Genomic DNA, 17,459 nt, shown 5'->3' on the forward strand with positions numbered 1-17,459 from the left:
GTTGTGATTTTATTTTATTAAACTTTTTATTATATCTAATCCTATTGTGATTTCTTCTTTTATTTCCTTATTCATGGATGAGAAGTCCATGTTTTCACTTGCTTTATTTTCCCAGCTTAATGCGCTTTCCGAAAGTCTGAAAAGTCCTGCAGTACCGGCCGTACCTTTGAGTTTGTGAAGGATCATTCTGGCCTCTGCAACATTCTTTTCTGCTGCGGCATTTTCAATATTTTGCTCAGCTTGTGTAAGCTCCTGAACCACCAGATTTAAGAACATTGCTTTAAAATCTTCATCATCATCCCCAATATGTTCGTTTAACATATCGATATTGATATATTTTTCAGAATCCTGTTTTGTTTTTGGTTCTGAACTTTTTTTATCATCATTAATGGTGATATACTTTTTAAGCATCTCCATAAGATCGGCCTGTCTGAGAGGTTTTGGAAGAAAGTCATTCATCCCGGATTCCAGGCATTTTTCTTTTTCACCAAGAACATTTCCCGCCGTTACTCCGATGATAGGCACATTACTGTATTCAGGCAGCATACGGATCTGCTGTGTAGCTTCCATCCCGTTCATTACCGGCATCTGTACATCCATCAGAATCAGAGAAAACTGTTTTCTTTTGCATTGTTCAAGGGCTTCAAGCCCGTTTACCGCTTCTGTTAAATGGGCATCTGGGGTAAGAGATTTCATCATTTTACTGTTGAGCACCATATTCACCGGGTTATCGTCTACTAAAAGAACTTCAAGCTCTCTTATAAATGAAACTGAATCTTTCCCAGATTGTTCCTGGGCTTCAATTTCTATAACATTAGTTTGTTGTGCTACCCGTCTTAGCGTTTTGTATAATTCATCAAATTTAATAGGCTTTAGAAGGAAATAAGAATTCTCTTCCTTTCGGAAAGAGTTGATAACATCGTGTTCCTCTGATGAAGTATGCAGAACCACCAAAGGAGAAATTTCCTTACGCTGATTAAACAACTCCCTTATTTTATCAATGGTTTCCAGACCTGAAATCACCGGCATATGATAATCCATCAGAATGACATCAAAACGTTCTCCTTTCAGCAGTATCTGCAGCGCTTCCATTCCGTTGGCAGCCAGGGTAGAATCAATATTTTTATACGCAAGCATATGCTGTAAGATGATCCTGTTGGCTTCATTGTCATCCACTACAAGCACTTTTTTGATCGTAAGATTTTCTTCCTCTTCTGTGAGTTCTGACATTTCGTAAGGAACCTCAATATCGAAGAAAAATACCGAACCTTTTTCCGGTGCACTGATTAACGAAAGATGACTTCCCATGTACCTCAGGATATTGTTTGAAATTGTAAGTCCAAGTCCCGTGCCTCCATAACGTTTGCTGATGGAGCTGTTTTCCTGGGTAAAGGCATCAAAAATATACTTCTGTTTCTCTACCGGAATACCAATTCCTGTATCCCGCACGGAAAAACGTAAAGTGATATTACTGTCGTCTATGCGTAATTTCTCCACTTTAAGCTCAATTTCACCTTTTTCTGTGAATTTTACAGCATTACCGAGAAGATTGATCAGAATTTGTTTTAATCTGGATTCATCCAGCAAGAGAGTCTTCGGCAGGCCTGGTTCGATATTCAGAAGAAGTTCGATGTTTTTTTTCTGCGATTGGTAGAGAATAACATTAATTACCTGGCCTACCACATCATATACATCACTTTTCTCAATCAGAAGCTCTAATTTCCCTGATTCTATTTTAGAGAAATCAAGAATATCATTAATGATGTTCAGAAGATTTTCCCCGGATTCATTAATGTAATTAAGATATTGCATTTGGATTTCATTCAGCGGTGTTCTTAGCAAAAGATCAGAGAATCCGATCACCCCGTTTAAAGGCGTACGGATCTCATGGCTCATATTCGCCAGAAACTCAGATTTTGCCTTACTGGCAGTTTCTGCTATTTTCTTGGCATTTTTAAGTTCTTTATTTGCCTGTACTGCGTGGGTAATATTTTGTACAGATACAATGACGCCTCCGATTTCATCGTCTTTAAGATACCATGGGCCAACTTTAAGATTATAATGCTGAACTTCTTTCCTGTCATCCATATGAATGGTGAAATCTTCGTTTATATAGGTTTTTCCCCTCAAAGCATTCAGGTAGATTTCCTTTCTTTCTTCGGGAACGTCGGGTGAGATGGTAAAAAGATTATTTCCGATAAGCTCTATATCATTCATCTGAAATTCATCTTTCCAGCTGCTGCTCACGGAAAGATAATTAAGCTCTTTATCGAACATGGCTACCGCTACAGGAACATACGTTACAAATGACTGCATCATTGCTTCTTTACGGGTCACCTCAAGATACATTTTCTTAAAGGCATCAATATCCTGGATGATTCCGAAAATCCTGTTGCAGACCCCATCTTCAAACTCCGGAATTCCCTTCACTCTTACCCAGATGGTAACGCCGTCGTTACGGACAAGCTGAAATTCTTCATCGAAGGTGATCCCTTCCGTTACCGCTCTATTGAAAAGATATCTCATTCTTTCCCTGCTGTCTTCTTTATAGAAACCAATGGCATTATCAAAATCAGGCTGGAAATTATTTTTTATCTTATGAATTTCTTTTGTACTCTGAGACCAGAAAACGTTCCCGGTTTTCAGGTTTACTTCCCAGCCGCCAACCTGCGCAACAGAACTCGTCTGCTCCAGCATTTTCTTGGTATAAACAAGATCTTTCTCCAGCATCATCCTTTCGGTGACATTCAGGGCTGTACTGACTACGTATGGTTTTCCTTCTTTGTCTATTTCAACGAGATTTTGATACATCCATATCAATTCTTCACCGTACTTGGTTTTGAGGATCATGGTGCCATAATCTTCTTTATTCTCATTGATGCGTTCAAGATATTGCTTCAGCAGAAGCCAGTTTTGTTCCGGCACAAGATCTTTGAGATTAAGGTGTTTGACTTCTTCTGCGGAATATTGAAGAGTCTCTCTTCCTTTCTCATTAACGGCCAGAATATTTCCTTCCATATCATGCATACTCATCAGTCCGATAGCATTCTCAAAGAAACTTCTGAAACGTCTTTCGGAGCTTTCCAAAAGCTGTTTTTCTTCTATGTGCCGGGTAATATTGATGCCGAAGCAAAAAATTTCAGAAAGTTTCTGATTTTGCTTTAACTGCCACTGAACAATTATGGAATTTCCATCCGTCATCTTTGTGGAAGTAGTGAAAGTAAGCTCTTTTCCCGTATTTTTAAAATTTTCGATCTGTGCCTGCAATTCCGGTTCCTGATCTCCTACAATGGCTAAGAAATTGCGTTCAACGACTTCATTTTTATCAACAGAGAAAACTTTTTCAAAAGCAGGATTGACATCTTTAAGCATGAACTGTTTATCCAACACACATATCAGATTGTTTGAGACATTAAAAATCTGCTGAAAATATTCTGCATTTATGGTTTGTCTGCTGCTCATCAGAAGCTTTGTAACGACTTCCCCGAGTTTTTTGAGCGCAGATATCTGATTATCAGTTATTGTTTTAGGCTTAAAATCAATCACACAGATAGTTCCCAACGCAAATCCTTCATCATCGATAAGTGGCACACCTGCATAAAAGCGTATGCCTCCCTCTAATATTATCGGGTTGTCGGAGGACCTTTCATCCTGCAACGTATCGTTGATTACGACTACTTCACCATTTGCAACAGAATATTGGCAGAGCGTATTTCTACGGTCTACGGAATCCATAGAAAGTCCTACACAACTCTTGATTCTTTGTGTGTCACTCTCCATAATTGATATCAGCGAAGAAGGACAATCAGTGATGAGACATGCCGTTTCTGCAAAAACATCCAATTGAGGATCTTTACCTAAACTCAAAAGATCGAAGAGCTCTAATTTTTTGAGCCTTCCTTCTTCATTATGAGGAATTGGATATTTGTTCATATTAATAACTGATTTCTTTTATAATATTAAATATAATTAGAAAATTGCTAAAAATATAGTTTTTTATTAAGCTTTCTTATTAAATCACATAAAAGAGATTAGCATTTTTCCGGCTTTAAAACTAATAAAAAATTATGTCAGTTTCAAAGCGCTTTGTCCGGATTTGAAAAAATAATCAAACAAATCAACAAAGTGTGGTATCAACTCTTAATTAAATATCCTTTAACTCTTTAAATAAATATTTCCATGACCTTTCTGTAATCAAAAAAGCTCCCCAAGAGACGGGAAGCTTATTAGAAATGACTGCAAAAATGAAGTGTATAGATAGACCAAAGATATCTGATATATCACCTCAGTTTTATGATTTTTGTCATATTGCAGATTTTTATTCATCATTAAAAGAAAATTACTATTATAAATTCGGATTCGGTTGCTTATCAGCATGTTTATCCAGTTCAAGCTTAAGACATCCGAGTATAAACTCGGTGTAATACAGCTGCGCATTGACCTGCCTGGTTCTGGAATGCAGATCAAGTTTCTCCGACAGAATAACTTTTCCTTTATAAACAATTGAAAAATATGCAAAAAGCTTTTGTCTTGATTCCGGTACAGGAGTCGCATAACCTGTAACGCCAATGGACCAGTCGGCCTTAAAAACTTCAGCTACATTCAGTGCCATTGTTTCTGCAATATTTGGTGACACGCAGTCGCAGGCTGCCGCTTCATTTTCGTCAATATTCAGCAGATTTACTTTTTCATCGAGCGTGTAGGCGGTTATGCCTCCTTTGTAAAATTTTGATGCCAAGTTCATCTGGGAAAACGAAAACTGCAGAAACCCTGAAGTTACACTTTCCGCAATAGCGATCGTTTCGTTGGCAGACAGAAAGTATTTCCCTATATATTCAAAAAGGTTCTGTAATTCTATAATAAAGTTGATAAGAGATCTTACGGACAGTTCTTCTGAACTGACTCCTATTCTTGAAGGTTTTAAAATCATTAATTCTTTTTATTTGTGATATTATTAAAATCTGAAGAAGTATGCTTTTCTTCCTTATGTATTGCACTCATTTTTTCGTAAAATTTATGAATCTCATCCAATTCTTCTTCGGTGAGATTCTCAATATCTACGAGACGGTTGCTTGCTTTTTCGTGGGAGGATATCAGTTCATTCAGCTTTATCTGGATTGCTTTTGAATCTTTATTCTGTGCTTTCTGAATCAAAAAAACCATTAGAAATGTGACAATTGTTGTTGTCGTATTGATCACCAGCTGCCATGCTTCAGAAAAATTGAATACGGGTCCTGCAGCCGCCCAGATAATAACCAAAAAACCAGCCCCAATGAAAGCACCTGGACTACCGGCAAAACAGGCAGCCTGGTTTGAAAATTTTTCAAAAAAATTATTTTCCATAAAAATAAATTGTGATGTAGAATTGCTTTATACAATAGAATTCTGAACTCAGTAATCTAATTTAATTAATAAAAGACCCAATTATTATGATCGTAATCAATAGAGAAACATAAATTAATAGTTAAAAGCAATCAGCAATGTTTTATATACAAAATGTTTGCTAAAGTGTTATTTTACTAAATCTGATCTGTAATGCTTATACAAAATAAAAAGTCCAGCACAATGCTGAACTTTATTACCAACCTGATAGTGAGGCAAATATATTATAATTTGCTTATTTATTCTTCTTCCTCCGTATTTTTCAGTTTCATCAGAAGCGTATAGGCATTTTTGGTTACGATCTTTTTATTCTTAAAATCATCAAAATTGAGAATCTGGATAAAACCATTTTCCGTTTCTCCCAAAGTAACCGGTGTTAACCGATAAGTCTGTTTTTTCATCTCAATAAAAACAAAATCTTTGCCTTCAAAATTCACGATGCTTTCTTCCGGAACTGCATTAGAAAAAGAGGTATTGGTTTCAATTTCAGCATTCATATACATTCCCGGAACCAGGCTATGATCGTATTTATCGAAATGACAGTGAACTTCCGCCAGACCGCCCTGGCTGATATCTTTGCTGATGAGAAGAATTTCCCCATAATATTTTTTGCTAGGGTCTGCATTCGTGTACGCTTCAAAACGCTGTCCTTTTTTCAGGTTTTCCAGGTCTTTTTCGTACACTTTAAGATTCAGATGGATATCATCCGGATTGATGAGCTCAAAAAGCACATCCGAAGGATTTACATATTTCCCGATATTCACATTCACTTTGCTTACAAAACCGTTGATCGAGCTGTACACCGGAACACTTTTGGTAATGCTTCCTGATTTTAATGATTCAGGATTGATATTGATGAGTCTGAGCTGCTGTGCCAATGAATTCATCAGAATTCTCTGGCTGTTCATTTCAGACTGAGCGAGCTGCATCGCTTTGTCGCTGCTTGCCTGACTTTGGTTCAGGGTTTTCTGACGGTTATAATCCAGTTCTGCAAAATGTGCTTTGGATCTTGCCATCAGATAATCCTGCTGAAGCTGGATAAATTGAGGATTTTCTATCACGGCAATCACCTGACCTCTGGAAACCGGCATTCCCGGAAGAAGGTTGCTGGATTTCAGATAGCCACCGAGCGGAATGCTTACGGAAACCAGATTTTGCGGCGGAACATCGATCATTCCGTTTAATTTCAGGGTCGAAGCGATATTTTGTAAGGAAAGCGTTGTTGTTTCTATCGGTGCATTTCTAAGCTGAGCATCGGTTAAAGTAACTACATTTTCATCTTTCGGGATGCTTTTTTCCTGTTTGGGAGCTTCTTCTTTTTTACATTGAATGAATACAAAAAAGCTGATTAATAAGGTATATATTGAAATTGATTTCATTTTTTTACGGATTTAAAGTAAGGTATTCCAGTTCAATGGCGCTTTGGTTAAGTTTCCAGACTGCATCGGTGTAATTGTTTTTAAGCTGTACTGCCTGATTCACGAGAATCACAAATTCGAGGTAATTGATTTCTCCGCCGATAAACTGTCTTTTCGCCGTTTCGGTAATGACATCTGCATTTTTAAGGTCGGAACTTTCATATTTTGAAACAATTTCCAGATTGGACTGATAGATTTCTCTGGCTTTTTTAAGCTGATTCTGAAGGTTGAACTCCGCATTTTTCAGCTCACTTTCTGCAACAGACTGGGCTACTTTTGCGGCTTCAATTCTCGCTTTCTGACCACCTGAAAATATCGGAAGCGAAACACCAACCTGAACCGAATGGAACTGAGGTGTTGCAGTATACAATTTATCATCCGGACCTAATCCTTTAAAGCTGTTCAGGTTATACGCCAATTGCAGACCGGGAAGCATTTTCGCTTTTTCCAGTGCGATCTGTTCTGCGGAAATATTTTTCTGCTGTTCCCAGATTTTCAGCAGAGGATGATCCGCCAGTTTTCCGTTTAAAGAATTGGCAAACGATTTTGAATCTTCGGGAATGAAATCTGTCTCCGTATTCAGAAGCCACTGAAACTGGATCTTTAAAACTGCTAATTCCTGCTGCAATTGTTTTAACTGAATTTCTATTGCCGATTTCTGACTGGAAGCGGTTGTTTTTTCCAGAATATTGCTCTCTCCTGCTTTCAGTCTGAGGTTCGCTTTGTCTGAAAAATCGGTGTAGAGTTTCAGGATTTCATTCAGCAGTTTTTCTTTTTCTTTCCAGTACAGAATGTTGTAAAAGGTAAGACTGACTGCTTTTTTAAGTTCATATTCTTTCAGGGAAACATTCAGCAAAGATTTTTTCCATTCTTCTATGTATACATTTTTCTGCTTTTTATAAACCGTCGGAAAAGCAATGTTCTGCGAAACGCCAAATTTAATATCGTTGTACGCACTGTTGATCTGTCCATAATCGAATGTTACACCAGTCTGCGGAATATCATTCGCCGATTTTATTAAAGCTTTTGAATATTCCGATTTCAGCTTTTCGTTTTTAAGATTTCTGTTGTTTTCCAGTGCGCTATTGATTGCAGTCTGAAGATTGATTGGCGTTTGCGCCTGCAGTCCAAATCCGGCAAAGCTGAATAGCAAAATGAATACAGGCGTTATATTTTTGTGATTATTTTTCATATGTAGATATTTATTGTTTTTTAAAGGTCATATGTAATCGCATTTTCTTCATAGGCGTTTGCGTTTTCCAAATGATGGCGATTTCATTTTAAATCCTTTTTCAATGTTTACATAAAGAAGCGGCAGTACAAAAAGCGTAAGGAAGGTTGCAACGAGCAGACCTCCGATCACCACGGTTGCCAACGGACGCTGAACTTCTGCTCCGGCTCCGTTGCTCAGTGCCATCGGGATAAATCCTAAAGAGGCCACGAAAGCCGTCATCAAAACCGGACGAAGCCTGGATTCTCCGCCATCAATTACAATTCTTACGATATTCCGGATTCCGATTTTGTATAATCTGTTGAATTCTGAGATGAGAACGATTCCGTTGAGAACTGCCACTCCGAAAAGGGCGATGAATCCAACGCCTGCACTGATGCTGAAAGGCATTCCTCTTAAAGCCAGAAGAAATACGCCGCCAATAATTGACAGTGGAATTGCGGTGTAAATCAACAGACTTTCTTTCACCGAGCCGAATGCTAAGAACAACATCACAAAAATAAGCGCCAATGCAACCGGAACAGCGATCATCAGACGCTGTTTTGCATTGTTCAGGTTTTCAAAAGAACCGCCGTAAGTCATATAATAACCTGTCGGAAGTTTCATCTCTTTGTTCACTTTGGTCTGAAGTTCTTCCACGATGCTCTGAACGTCTCTTCCTTTGATGTTGAATCCAACGACAATTCTGCGTTGTGCATTTTCTCTCTGTATTTGGTTGGGTCCGTTTTTCACTTCAACTTTTGCAAGCTGGGAAAGCGGAATCTGGTTTCCGAAAGGAGTCGGAACCAACAGGTTTTTAATATCATCCACATTCTTACGGACTTTGGAATCAAGACGAACGACCATATCAAAACGTTTTTCGCCTTCGAAAACGAGACCTGTACTCTGCCCTGCAAATGCAGCATTCACAATCCGATTGATATCAGAAATGGATAAATGATATTGTGCAATAACAGGACGGTTGTATTCTATGGTAACCTGCGGCATTCCTGCAATCGGTTCAATGTAAAGGTTCTGGGCTCCGTCTACGGTTTCGATAATTTTCCCGAGTTTCTGGGCATTCTGAGAAAGTACATCCAGATCATCGCCGAAAATCTTCACCACGACATCCTGTCTTGCTCCGGTCATCAGTTCATTGAAACGCATCTGCACCGGAAACTGGAAGCTTACCGTAATTCCGGGAACGTCCTGTAATTCTTTGGTCATTTTATCTGCCAGTTCCGGGAATGTGGAAGCAGAAGTCCATTCTTTTTTATCTTTCAGAATCACCATTAAATCGGCAGCATCCATCGGCATCGGATCTGTAGGAACTTCCCCACTTCCGATTTTTGTCACGACTTTTTCCACTTCCGGAAATCTTGATTTCAGTATGTGAGCAGCTTTTTGGGTACTTTCAATAGTTGTGTTAAGATTACTTCCCGGCAAAACTCTGGTTTCTACCGCAAAATCTCCTTCTTCAAGCGAAGGAATAAACTCCCCTCCCATTCTGCTGAGAATGAAAATTGCCAATAAGAAAAGTACAGCCACGATGGAGAATACCATTTTCGGAACTCTCAAGATTTTAAGCAGGGTTTTCAGATAGATTTTCTCCACTTTTTTCATCATCCGGTCAGATAAACTCGGTTTTGAACTTCTCTTTCTCAACAGCAAAGAGCTAATCATCGGAATGTACGTTAATGACAGTAAAAAAGCGCCTAGTAATGCAAAAGCCACCGTTTGCGCCATCGGTTTGAACATTTTTCCTTCAATTCCCTGTAAGGTAAGAATCGGAAGATATACGATCAGGATGATGATCTGTCCAAAAACGGCACTGTTCATCATTTTTCCGGCAGAATCGGTAACAATGGTGTCCATTTCCTCTTTTCCAACGGAGAATATTTTTTTGAATTTTGAATTATGGCTGAACTGATGCAGGACGGATTCTACAATAATCACCGCACCGTCGATAATCAGACCAAAATCCAGTGCACCGAGACTCATCAGGTTTCCGCTGACTCCGAAAAGATTCATCATACAGATCGCAAAAAGCATTGCCAGAGGAATTACGGAAGCCACAAGCAATCCTGCGCGCACATTCCCAAGGAACAGAACCAGTACAAAAACAACGATCAATGCACCTTCCGTAAGGTTTTTCTCAACGGTTCCGATGGCGTTGTTTACCATTTTGGTACGATCCAGAAATGGTTCTATTACTACTCCTTTCGGAAGTGTTTTCTGAATCTGGGCGATTTTTTCTTTAACGTTTTTGATGACCTGATTGCTGTTTTCGCCTTTCAGCATCATCACCACTGCTCCGGAAACTTCTCCCTGATCGTTGAATGTCATCGCACTGTATCTTGTGGCAAAGCTGGTTTTCACCTCTGCAACATCTCTTATGAACAATGGTATTTCATTGGTTTTGGAAGCAATCGCTATATTTTTGATGTCTTCGATATTTCCGATCAGACCTTCGCTCCGGATGTATAAAACGGTGGGGCCTTTTTCGATATATGCTCCTCCTGTGTTCTGGTTATTGGTGTTTAAAGCATCAAAAACATCGTTGATGGTGATTCCGTAAGCATTTAATCTGTCGGGATTGACGGCAATTTCGTATTGTTTTAATTTGCCTCCGAAACTGCTGACTTCGGCAACTCCTTTCACCCCAAGAAGCTGCCTTCTTACGATCCAGTCCTGAATGGTGCGGAGTTCTGTAATGTCATATTTTTTCTCGTAGCCTTTTTCGGGACGAACCACATACTGGAAAATTTCGCCTAAACCTGTGGAAATAGGACCTAATTCAGGAGTTCCTATTCCCTGCGGAATCTGGGTCTGAACCTGCTGCAGCCGTTCTGCAACCTGCTGTCTTGCCCAGTAAATATCTACATCATCCTCGAAAACGATGGTAACGAGCGATAAACCGAAACGTGAAAAACTGCGAATTTCTTTTAATCCTGAAATGTTATTGTTTGCCTGTTCTATGGGAAATGTCACCAGTCTTTCGATGTCTGTTGCTCCAAATGAAGGAGCAATGGTGATGACCTGAACCTGATTGTTGGTAATGTCCGGAACTGCATCTATGGGAAGTTTGGTGACCTGATAGGAACCCACGCCTACCAATCCCAAAACCAACAGCGCAATGATGAGCTTGTTCTTTACAGAAAACTCAATGATTTTTGTAAGCATAATGTTTTGTTGAGCTTATTATGAATAAATAAGGTAATTTATACTGTTTTGCAGCCCGAAGTGCCTCATTCTTTTGCCTTTAATTTTTGAATCGGCGAATCTCGTTCCTCAATTTGAGTGGAACTCTTCGTTGGAACAAAAAAGCGGGAATCCTTCGACAAGCTCAGGATAAACTTCTGGCAGATTAGCTGCCCAAATAAAAACCTGTATAAAAATTTACCAATAAGTATCAGAAATCTCCCAAGGTGATATTTGAGAGGAATTCAGAAAAAAATCAACAAGATTTCGGCGGCTGCCAGATGGAATTGAGAATATCTTTATTGTAAAAGATGCTTTTGTAAAAAGTCTGTTTAGATTTAATAATCGGGTTGGATTCTCTGTCAGAAAACTGAAAAGTAAATGGTGTCGCGGGCGTACATACTACCACAAGATGTGCTGCGTGCGAAACAAATGGCAACTGCTGATCTTTTGTATAATCTGAATCTTTTACCGGATTGTCATAATGAATTTTGAAGAATGAACCGATAGTAATAGCAGGATTCTGCTCCTTATGCTCCAGGTAATGTTCAATAAGAGCCGGAACTTTCAAAAACTGATACAGCTCGGTTGTAGAAACCAAGTATAAACTAAGCAATAGTATCGAGATCAGTTTTTTCACTTCTGTAAAATTATAAAATGTTTCGTTAAGAATCATTTTAAATTTAAAATAAATCAGCAAATCAATCAAAGGCTAATTACTGCTCAAGCCATTTTTTGAATTCCGCCACTTTGTTTTTGCTGATCAGAATATCGTCCGAACTTGTCGGCGTAACAATAATTTTGAGCTGTTTTTTTCCATAGATAAGAATATTGGTTATCGCACTGATGTTGACAATATATTGTCTGTTTGCTCTATAGAATTTAAATTGATCCAGCATTTTTGCTATTTCATCCAAACTTGAATTAATAGAATACTGATTGCCTGAATGGGTTTTGATATAAACGGTATTATTTTCAAGGAAGAAGTATGCTATTTCGGATGTTTCCAAAGAAATCAGTTCATCTTTATGATAGGTGATGATTCTTTTCTTTATATTTTCTGCAATTTCATCATCAGAATCGTCTATATCCGGATTTGAATTGCTATGAATAAGATTCAGTTGGGTATTTATTGCCGTAAGGGCATTAACCTCATCATTAAGATTGCTAAGCTGCTGCTCTTTATAGCTTTCATATTTTTTATAGATCATTCGGATCAGGAAGAAGCTAATTCCTAAAATCACTAATGTTGCTAAGATAAAAATAAGCAAAAATCTAAGATATAAATTGGAGATCTCCTGTTCAATCACTTTTGTATTGGCGTGGGAAGCAAGCATCCAGTCACTGCCCGCTACCGGAAATACACTCACAATTTCAGAAGAACGACCTGACTTTTTGCTGAAATTACGGATTCCGGTATTCTCTTTTCCAGAATTCAGAATATCAATAAAGCCTGAACTGACCTCTCCGGAAATAAAATCTGAATTGCTTTTGTCAATAACCTGCCCCACCAACGCAGGATTTGGATGGCAGAGTTCGATACCTTTCTGATTGTACATACAGATAAATCCACTTTGCATATCTGTATTAATAATGCTGTTCTGAAGATTCTGAATGACTTGCTGTTTCGAAAGCCCGCTTTTCAGCTGCAGTTCTAATAATTTCCCTATTTCCCTCGACTCTCTTTTTCCTGCTTCTAATTTACTGTTAAAAAGCTCCTGCCTGGAAGACTTGTACAAGTATTGAAAAGAAAAAAAACTGATCAGCAAAATAACGACACCAACTGCCAGAAACGTGATAATGTAAAGTTTGATTTTCTTCATCGAATGATCATTAACCCTTTATATATTTCAAAAGTAATAAATTATTTACAGGCTGATATTCTCTTTCATGCTGATTTTTTTCCCTTTCACCAACACGCCAGCTATGTAATATACTGATTATCCATAACTTTGAATTATATTTAACATAAAATCTTTTGTGATGAAAAACAAAAATAAACTATTGCTGATCTTGTTAGCGGTCTTTATCGGACTGCAATTTTTCCGTCCTAAGGGAATAGATCACGGAACAAAAGCGCCTGATCTTGCGAATGTCCCCAAACAAGTGAATGCTATTTTGAGGTCATCCTGTTTCGACTGCCATTCTTCAGAAGTTAATCTCCGATGGTATGATAAAATTACTCCAGCGAATTTTCTGGTCGCTTCTCATATACGAGATGGCCGGAAAGCTTTGGATTTTTCAAAATGGGCTTCCTGGCCAAAAGCACAGCAAAATACGATTATCTATTATTCTATCAATAAGATTTTATCTGGTGAAATGCCTATTCCGAGTTATGCAGAAGTTCATTCTTATGCAAAACTGAATCAAAGTGAGATTAATATTTTAAAGAATTATGCTTTAACACTTTCGCCAAGGAAAATTACTGACAGTTCGCAGATCAGTTCAGCAGAAAAACAATATAATGAATGGATAAATGGAACGCTGAAACATTCTTCAGTAAAACCATCGCCCAACGGCTTGCCGTATATCCCGGATTACAGGAACTGGAAGGCCATCAGTACGACCGACCGATTTGACAATGGTACCATGCGTATCATTTTCGGTAATGATATTGCTGTGAAAGCCATTCAGGAAAAACAGACAAATCCATGGCCCGACGGAACTGCTTTTGCAAAAACAGCATGGAAACAGCAAATAAAGAAAGATGGCAGCATCGGTACAGGGGAATTTCTGCAGGTGGAATTTATGGTAAAAGATGCTAAGAAGTATGCTAAAACCAAAGGCTGGGGATGGGGTCGCTGGAAAGGAAATGATCTGAAACCTTACGGAGAATCAGCTGATTTTGATAAAGAATGCATAGAATGTCACAAACCCATGGAGAATCAGGACCATGTATTTACCTCTCCATTGTATTTAATTTCCCAACTTAAAAAAATTCAGAAATGAAAAATATCATCATCCTGTTCTTTTGTTTTTTATTAACAATTTCATGCGAACAACATACTAAAAATACACTGAACCTTACGGCATCTGTACAGCAAAATGACGAATTAAAGGAAAACCCTCTATTAATGAGGCCAATTACAAGTTCGATAAATCCTGAAAACAGTACCATGTCAACTTTTTATGGCAATGATATTGCTTTTAATTATGCTCAACATCATTCAGATGCTGATTATCCTGAAGATGCTATTTTATACGAGGTAACATGGAAGCAAAAACCAGATGAAGTGTGGTTTGGGGGTAATATTCCGAAGGAAATTTATTCAGTAGAGAAAATTTCTTTTACTGATTCCCGGTCTGTGTATGAAAGATACGAAGGAAAACCACTTCGCCGGATTTTAGGTAATAATACTAAAGACCGGTTAAGAAAAGAGATTATTCTGGATCAGAAGACGGCTGTATCTCCTTAACTTTTCAATTAATAGTTTCATTTTAATATTATGGATGATGTAGCTTAATTTTAGAAATTAACTTTTATAAATAAATAACTAAAAAATACGTCAAATGAAAAATCATCTGACGTATTTGAGTGAAGAAAGTAATATTTAAAAATAAGGATATTCTTTATTTCAGGATGATCAGTAAACAATTGTTACTTATATTTTTCATCGATAATCTGGCTTATTTCTTTAATAAAATCGTCATAGCTGGATTTTTTATTTAAAAAGCCAAAATCTAAAAATTTATCTCCCATAATCTGCTTCACAATATCACGGGAATAAACAGATGAAATAAAAACAGGAAGAAATGGTAAGGCTAATATTTTCTTCATATTTTGAACTCCAATCTTCAGCGAATCTATATCGAAAAACATAAACATCGGATAACCATCGTCAAAAAGCAGTTCTTCCTCATCAAAAATTTCTAAAAAGTAAGTTTTCTCAACAAACGCGGCAAGTTTGTTAATCAATAAATCATTGCTGCTTACCATGAAGCATTTAATTGTTGTACTCAAAAAATTGTCCAGGTTATAGTTGGTGTTGTAAATTCATTTGTTGTAGAATCTTTTGAACTTTCAGATTTTTTCACAACTTTCTTTTTCACTTTCAGCTTATAAAGCTCTTGTTTTTTAATTTCAGTTTTCATGGTGATTAATTTTGATACAAATGTGTAACACACGAAAAATGAAAACAAAATCGTTCGTCGGAATATCCAATAACTCCGACAGAAACATCAAAAACAAGGTTAAAAGAAAATGAATATTATATGAAATTCTTCAATTTTAATAGTTGAAGGATAACAATAAAACTTTCAGCCAGTATATAACAGACCGGCTTTTTAGGCAACAGATCGACTATCAAAGATTAAAACTCTGATAGCCGATCTGTAAAATTAATGATTAAAAGTAAGGTTGAAGGCCTACGAATTACAAGCCCAGTATAGAAAATAATTCTTCTTTTTTACTTATTGCTAAGGAGATGACCTTGCCGTTATTAAGTTCCACCATATTGCCGTTTACGGCCTGAACAGCGGATAAGTTGATAATAAAAGAACGCTGCACCCTGAAAAAATCCGGAAGCTTGAGTGCTTCATCCATAGATTTCATAGTAGAAAGCGTAGTATAAGAGGTTTTCTCGGTGGCAATCTTTAAGTAATCACCCTGAGCTTCTACATACAGAATATCTTTAAGTAAAATTTTGACCAGCTTCCCTTCTGTTTTAATGAAAATCCGATCTGTTAAAGCTTCTGTTTTGGGCTTTTTGGTATTTTCGATATAATCTTTAGCACGGTTTACGGCTTTTAGGAACCGGTCGAAACGTACGGGCTTTACGAGGTAATCTTTAGCGCCTGTATCAAAACCGTCTAAGGCAAAATCACGATGTGCGGTGATGAAAATTACAGCGGGAGGATTTTGCAGAGATTGTATAAGCTCCAGCCCGTTTATTTTGGGCATCTGGATATCCGTCAGCACAATATCAATTTCTGCATTCTGCAGATAATCTAGTGCTTCCAGCGGATCTCCGAAAGAATTTGATAATGTAAGAAACGGTATTTTTTCGATAAAACTTTCTATGACCTCCCTACCCAAAGGCTCGTCATCGATCACTATACAACGTAATACTTTGCTCATTCAAACTAATTTTTAAAGAAACCATATAAACTCCATTTTCATCTTTAACAGACAATTCATGCATGTCCGGGTATAATAATGACAGTCGCTTTTCTGCATTGGTAAGGCCGATACCTCCTAAATAACTTTTACCTCTGTCAGCAGTACCTACATTCTCAGTGTCATTTTCTATAACAAAGAAAAATGTATCGTCCCGTATGTCTATGATAACATTTACAAACTGCTCTTTTGTGCTTTTTAAACCATATTTAAAGGCATTTTCTATGAATACAAATGTAAGTAGCGGGGCAACCTGATAATCCTTTCCGGGATATTCTTCCTTTATCGTAAGAGTAATTTTTTTATCTTCAGGATAACGCATCTTTTCTAACGCGAAATAATTTGAAATAAACTCCAGCTCTTTTTGCAAAGAAACCTTCTCTGTATTCGATTCATATAAGGTATATGCCATTATATCTGACAAATTTAAGACAATTTCAGGAGCTTTATCATCTTTTTTCACCGTTAATGCATATAAATTGTTAAGGGTATTGAACAAAAAATGCGGATTAAGCTGAGCTTTTAAGAATTCTTTTTCAATATTAATGTTATTTATTTCCAGGTCAGATTTTTGCTTCTGAATGCGTAATTTAGTCTCATTGAGCCTTGTAACATCCACGATAATTTTGGTAAAGAAGAAGGGCGAAAGGGAATAAATGACGGACAACGAGTTAAGGATAATAAATTTCAGTTTAAAAACTTCCGTCAGGCTGGGGCGGTATCCTTTTTCTTTTCCCATGATCGGATAAAGATTGGTTAAATCATATCCTACATAATCTGCCGCAACATAGAAAAAGTTGTTTATGAATAACCAGGTAAGAATAAGCAATGGAGCGACTATAATGATCATCCACAGATTATTGGTTTTCTTTGCATACGGCAAAAAGCAATAAAAAAATAAATAAAAAACAACGGCGCTGCTGACTAAAACTCTTACCGATAAAAACATTGACTGCCCAAAAGAGATATTAAGAGCCAGATAGTAATCAAAAAAGAGCAAAAGCGTAAAGGACAGCCACATCAGAACATGAGATAAAATTCTTATGCTGACGTGATATTGTTCTTTGTGCTTTATAAAATTTATAAGTCCGGCAAATGTGAGAATACCATTCTCTTTTTTAGAAAAGCTCAT

General features: G+C 37.4%; 12 protein-coding genes and 1 pseudogene. 2 read left to right on the forward strand and 11 right to left on the reverse strand.

The annotated features are described in order from the left end of the window. Positions 1 to 9: 9 nt before the first annotated feature. From AC3WV0_RS05180 to AC3WV0_RS05210, 7 genes and pseudogenes are all read right to left on the reverse strand, one after another. Positions 10 to 3,933 carry a response regulator gene (locus AC3WV0_RS05180; protein WP_488844561.1) on the reverse strand — a complete coding sequence of 1,308 codons (3,924 nt, stop codon included), beginning with the start codon at positions 3,931 to 3,933 and terminating at the stop codon, positions 10 to 12. A gap of 412 nt (positions 3,934 to 4,345) precedes the next feature. Then, entirely contained in the window at positions 4,346 to 4,930 is a 585-nt protein-coding gene (locus AC3WV0_RS05185; RefSeq protein ID WP_488844563.1) for a CinA family protein, read from the reverse strand. Continuing rightward, entirely contained in the window at positions 4,930 to 5,343 is a 414-nt protein-coding gene (locus tag AC3WV0_RS05190) for a low affinity iron permease family protein (RefSeq protein WP_488844565.1), read from the reverse strand. The genes AC3WV0_RS05185 and AC3WV0_RS05190 overlap by 1 nt, the downstream gene beginning before the upstream one ends. Positions 5,344 to 5,621: 278 nt before the next feature. Further along, positions 5,622 to 6,761: an efflux RND transporter periplasmic adaptor subunit gene (locus AC3WV0_RS05195; protein ID WP_488844567.1), complete on the reverse strand. Its 1,140-nt coding sequence runs from the start codon at positions 6,759 to 6,761 to the stop codon at positions 5,622 to 5,624. A 4-nt stretch (positions 6,762 to 6,765) separates the two neighbouring features. Next, a pseudogene (locus AC3WV0_RS05200) lies at positions 6,766 to 11,193 on the reverse strand (CusA/CzcA family heavy metal efflux RND transporter). 274 nt (positions 11,194 to 11,467) lie between these two features. Then, positions 11,468 to 11,887, reverse strand: a complete 420-nt coding sequence (locus AC3WV0_RS05205; RefSeq protein WP_488844569.1) for a hypothetical protein — start codon at positions 11,885 to 11,887, stop codon at positions 11,468 to 11,470. Positions 11,888 to 11,927: 40 nt separating this feature from the next. Next, positions 11,928 to 13,034, reverse strand: coding sequence for a LytR/AlgR family response regulator transcription factor (locus AC3WV0_RS05210; RefSeq protein WP_488844571.1), 1,107 nt, complete (start codon positions 13,032 to 13,034; stop codon positions 11,928 to 11,930). Between the two features lie 160 nt (positions 13,035 to 13,194). Between AC3WV0_RS05210 and AC3WV0_RS05215 the strand changes: the two genes are divergently transcribed. Both AC3WV0_RS05215 and AC3WV0_RS05220 read left to right on the forward strand, forming a co-directional pair. Continuing rightward, entirely contained in the window at positions 13,195 to 14,160 is a 966-nt protein-coding gene (locus AC3WV0_RS05215; RefSeq protein ID WP_488844572.1) for a cytochrome P460 family protein, read from the forward strand. Further along, positions 14,157 to 14,627 carry a hypothetical protein gene (locus AC3WV0_RS05220; RefSeq protein ID WP_488844574.1) on the forward strand — a complete coding sequence of 157 codons (471 nt, stop codon included), beginning with the start codon at positions 14,157 to 14,159 and terminating at the stop codon, positions 14,625 to 14,627. Before AC3WV0_RS05215 ends, AC3WV0_RS05220 begins: the two co-directional genes overlap by 4 nt. 182 nt (positions 14,628 to 14,809) lie before the next feature. Here the strand turns inward: AC3WV0_RS05220 and AC3WV0_RS05225 are convergent, their stop codons facing one another. The 4 genes from AC3WV0_RS05225 to AC3WV0_RS05240 form a co-directional block, all read right to left on the reverse strand. Then, positions 14,810 to 15,172, reverse strand: a complete 363-nt coding sequence (locus tag AC3WV0_RS05225) for a hypothetical protein (protein WP_488844576.1) — start codon at positions 15,170 to 15,172, stop codon at positions 14,810 to 14,812. Next, entirely contained in the window at positions 15,169 to 15,303 is a 135-nt protein-coding gene (locus AC3WV0_RS05230) for a hypothetical protein (protein WP_488844578.1), read from the reverse strand. The genes AC3WV0_RS05225 and AC3WV0_RS05230 overlap by 4 nt, the downstream gene beginning before the upstream one ends. A 280-nt stretch (positions 15,304 to 15,583) precedes the next feature. Next, the gene (locus AC3WV0_RS05235; protein WP_488844580.1) at positions 15,584 to 16,288 is read right to left on the reverse strand and encodes a LytR/AlgR family response regulator transcription factor; all 705 of its coding nucleotides are present in this window, start codon (positions 16,286 to 16,288) and stop codon (positions 15,584 to 15,586) included. Then, positions 16,254 to 17,459, reverse strand: a complete 1,206-nt coding sequence (locus AC3WV0_RS05240; RefSeq protein WP_488844582.1) for a sensor histidine kinase — start codon at positions 17,457 to 17,459, stop codon at positions 16,254 to 16,256. Before AC3WV0_RS05240 ends, AC3WV0_RS05235 begins: the two co-directional genes overlap by 35 nt.

The sequence above is a fragment of the Chryseobacterium sp. 27AL genome, from assembly GCF_057815395.1.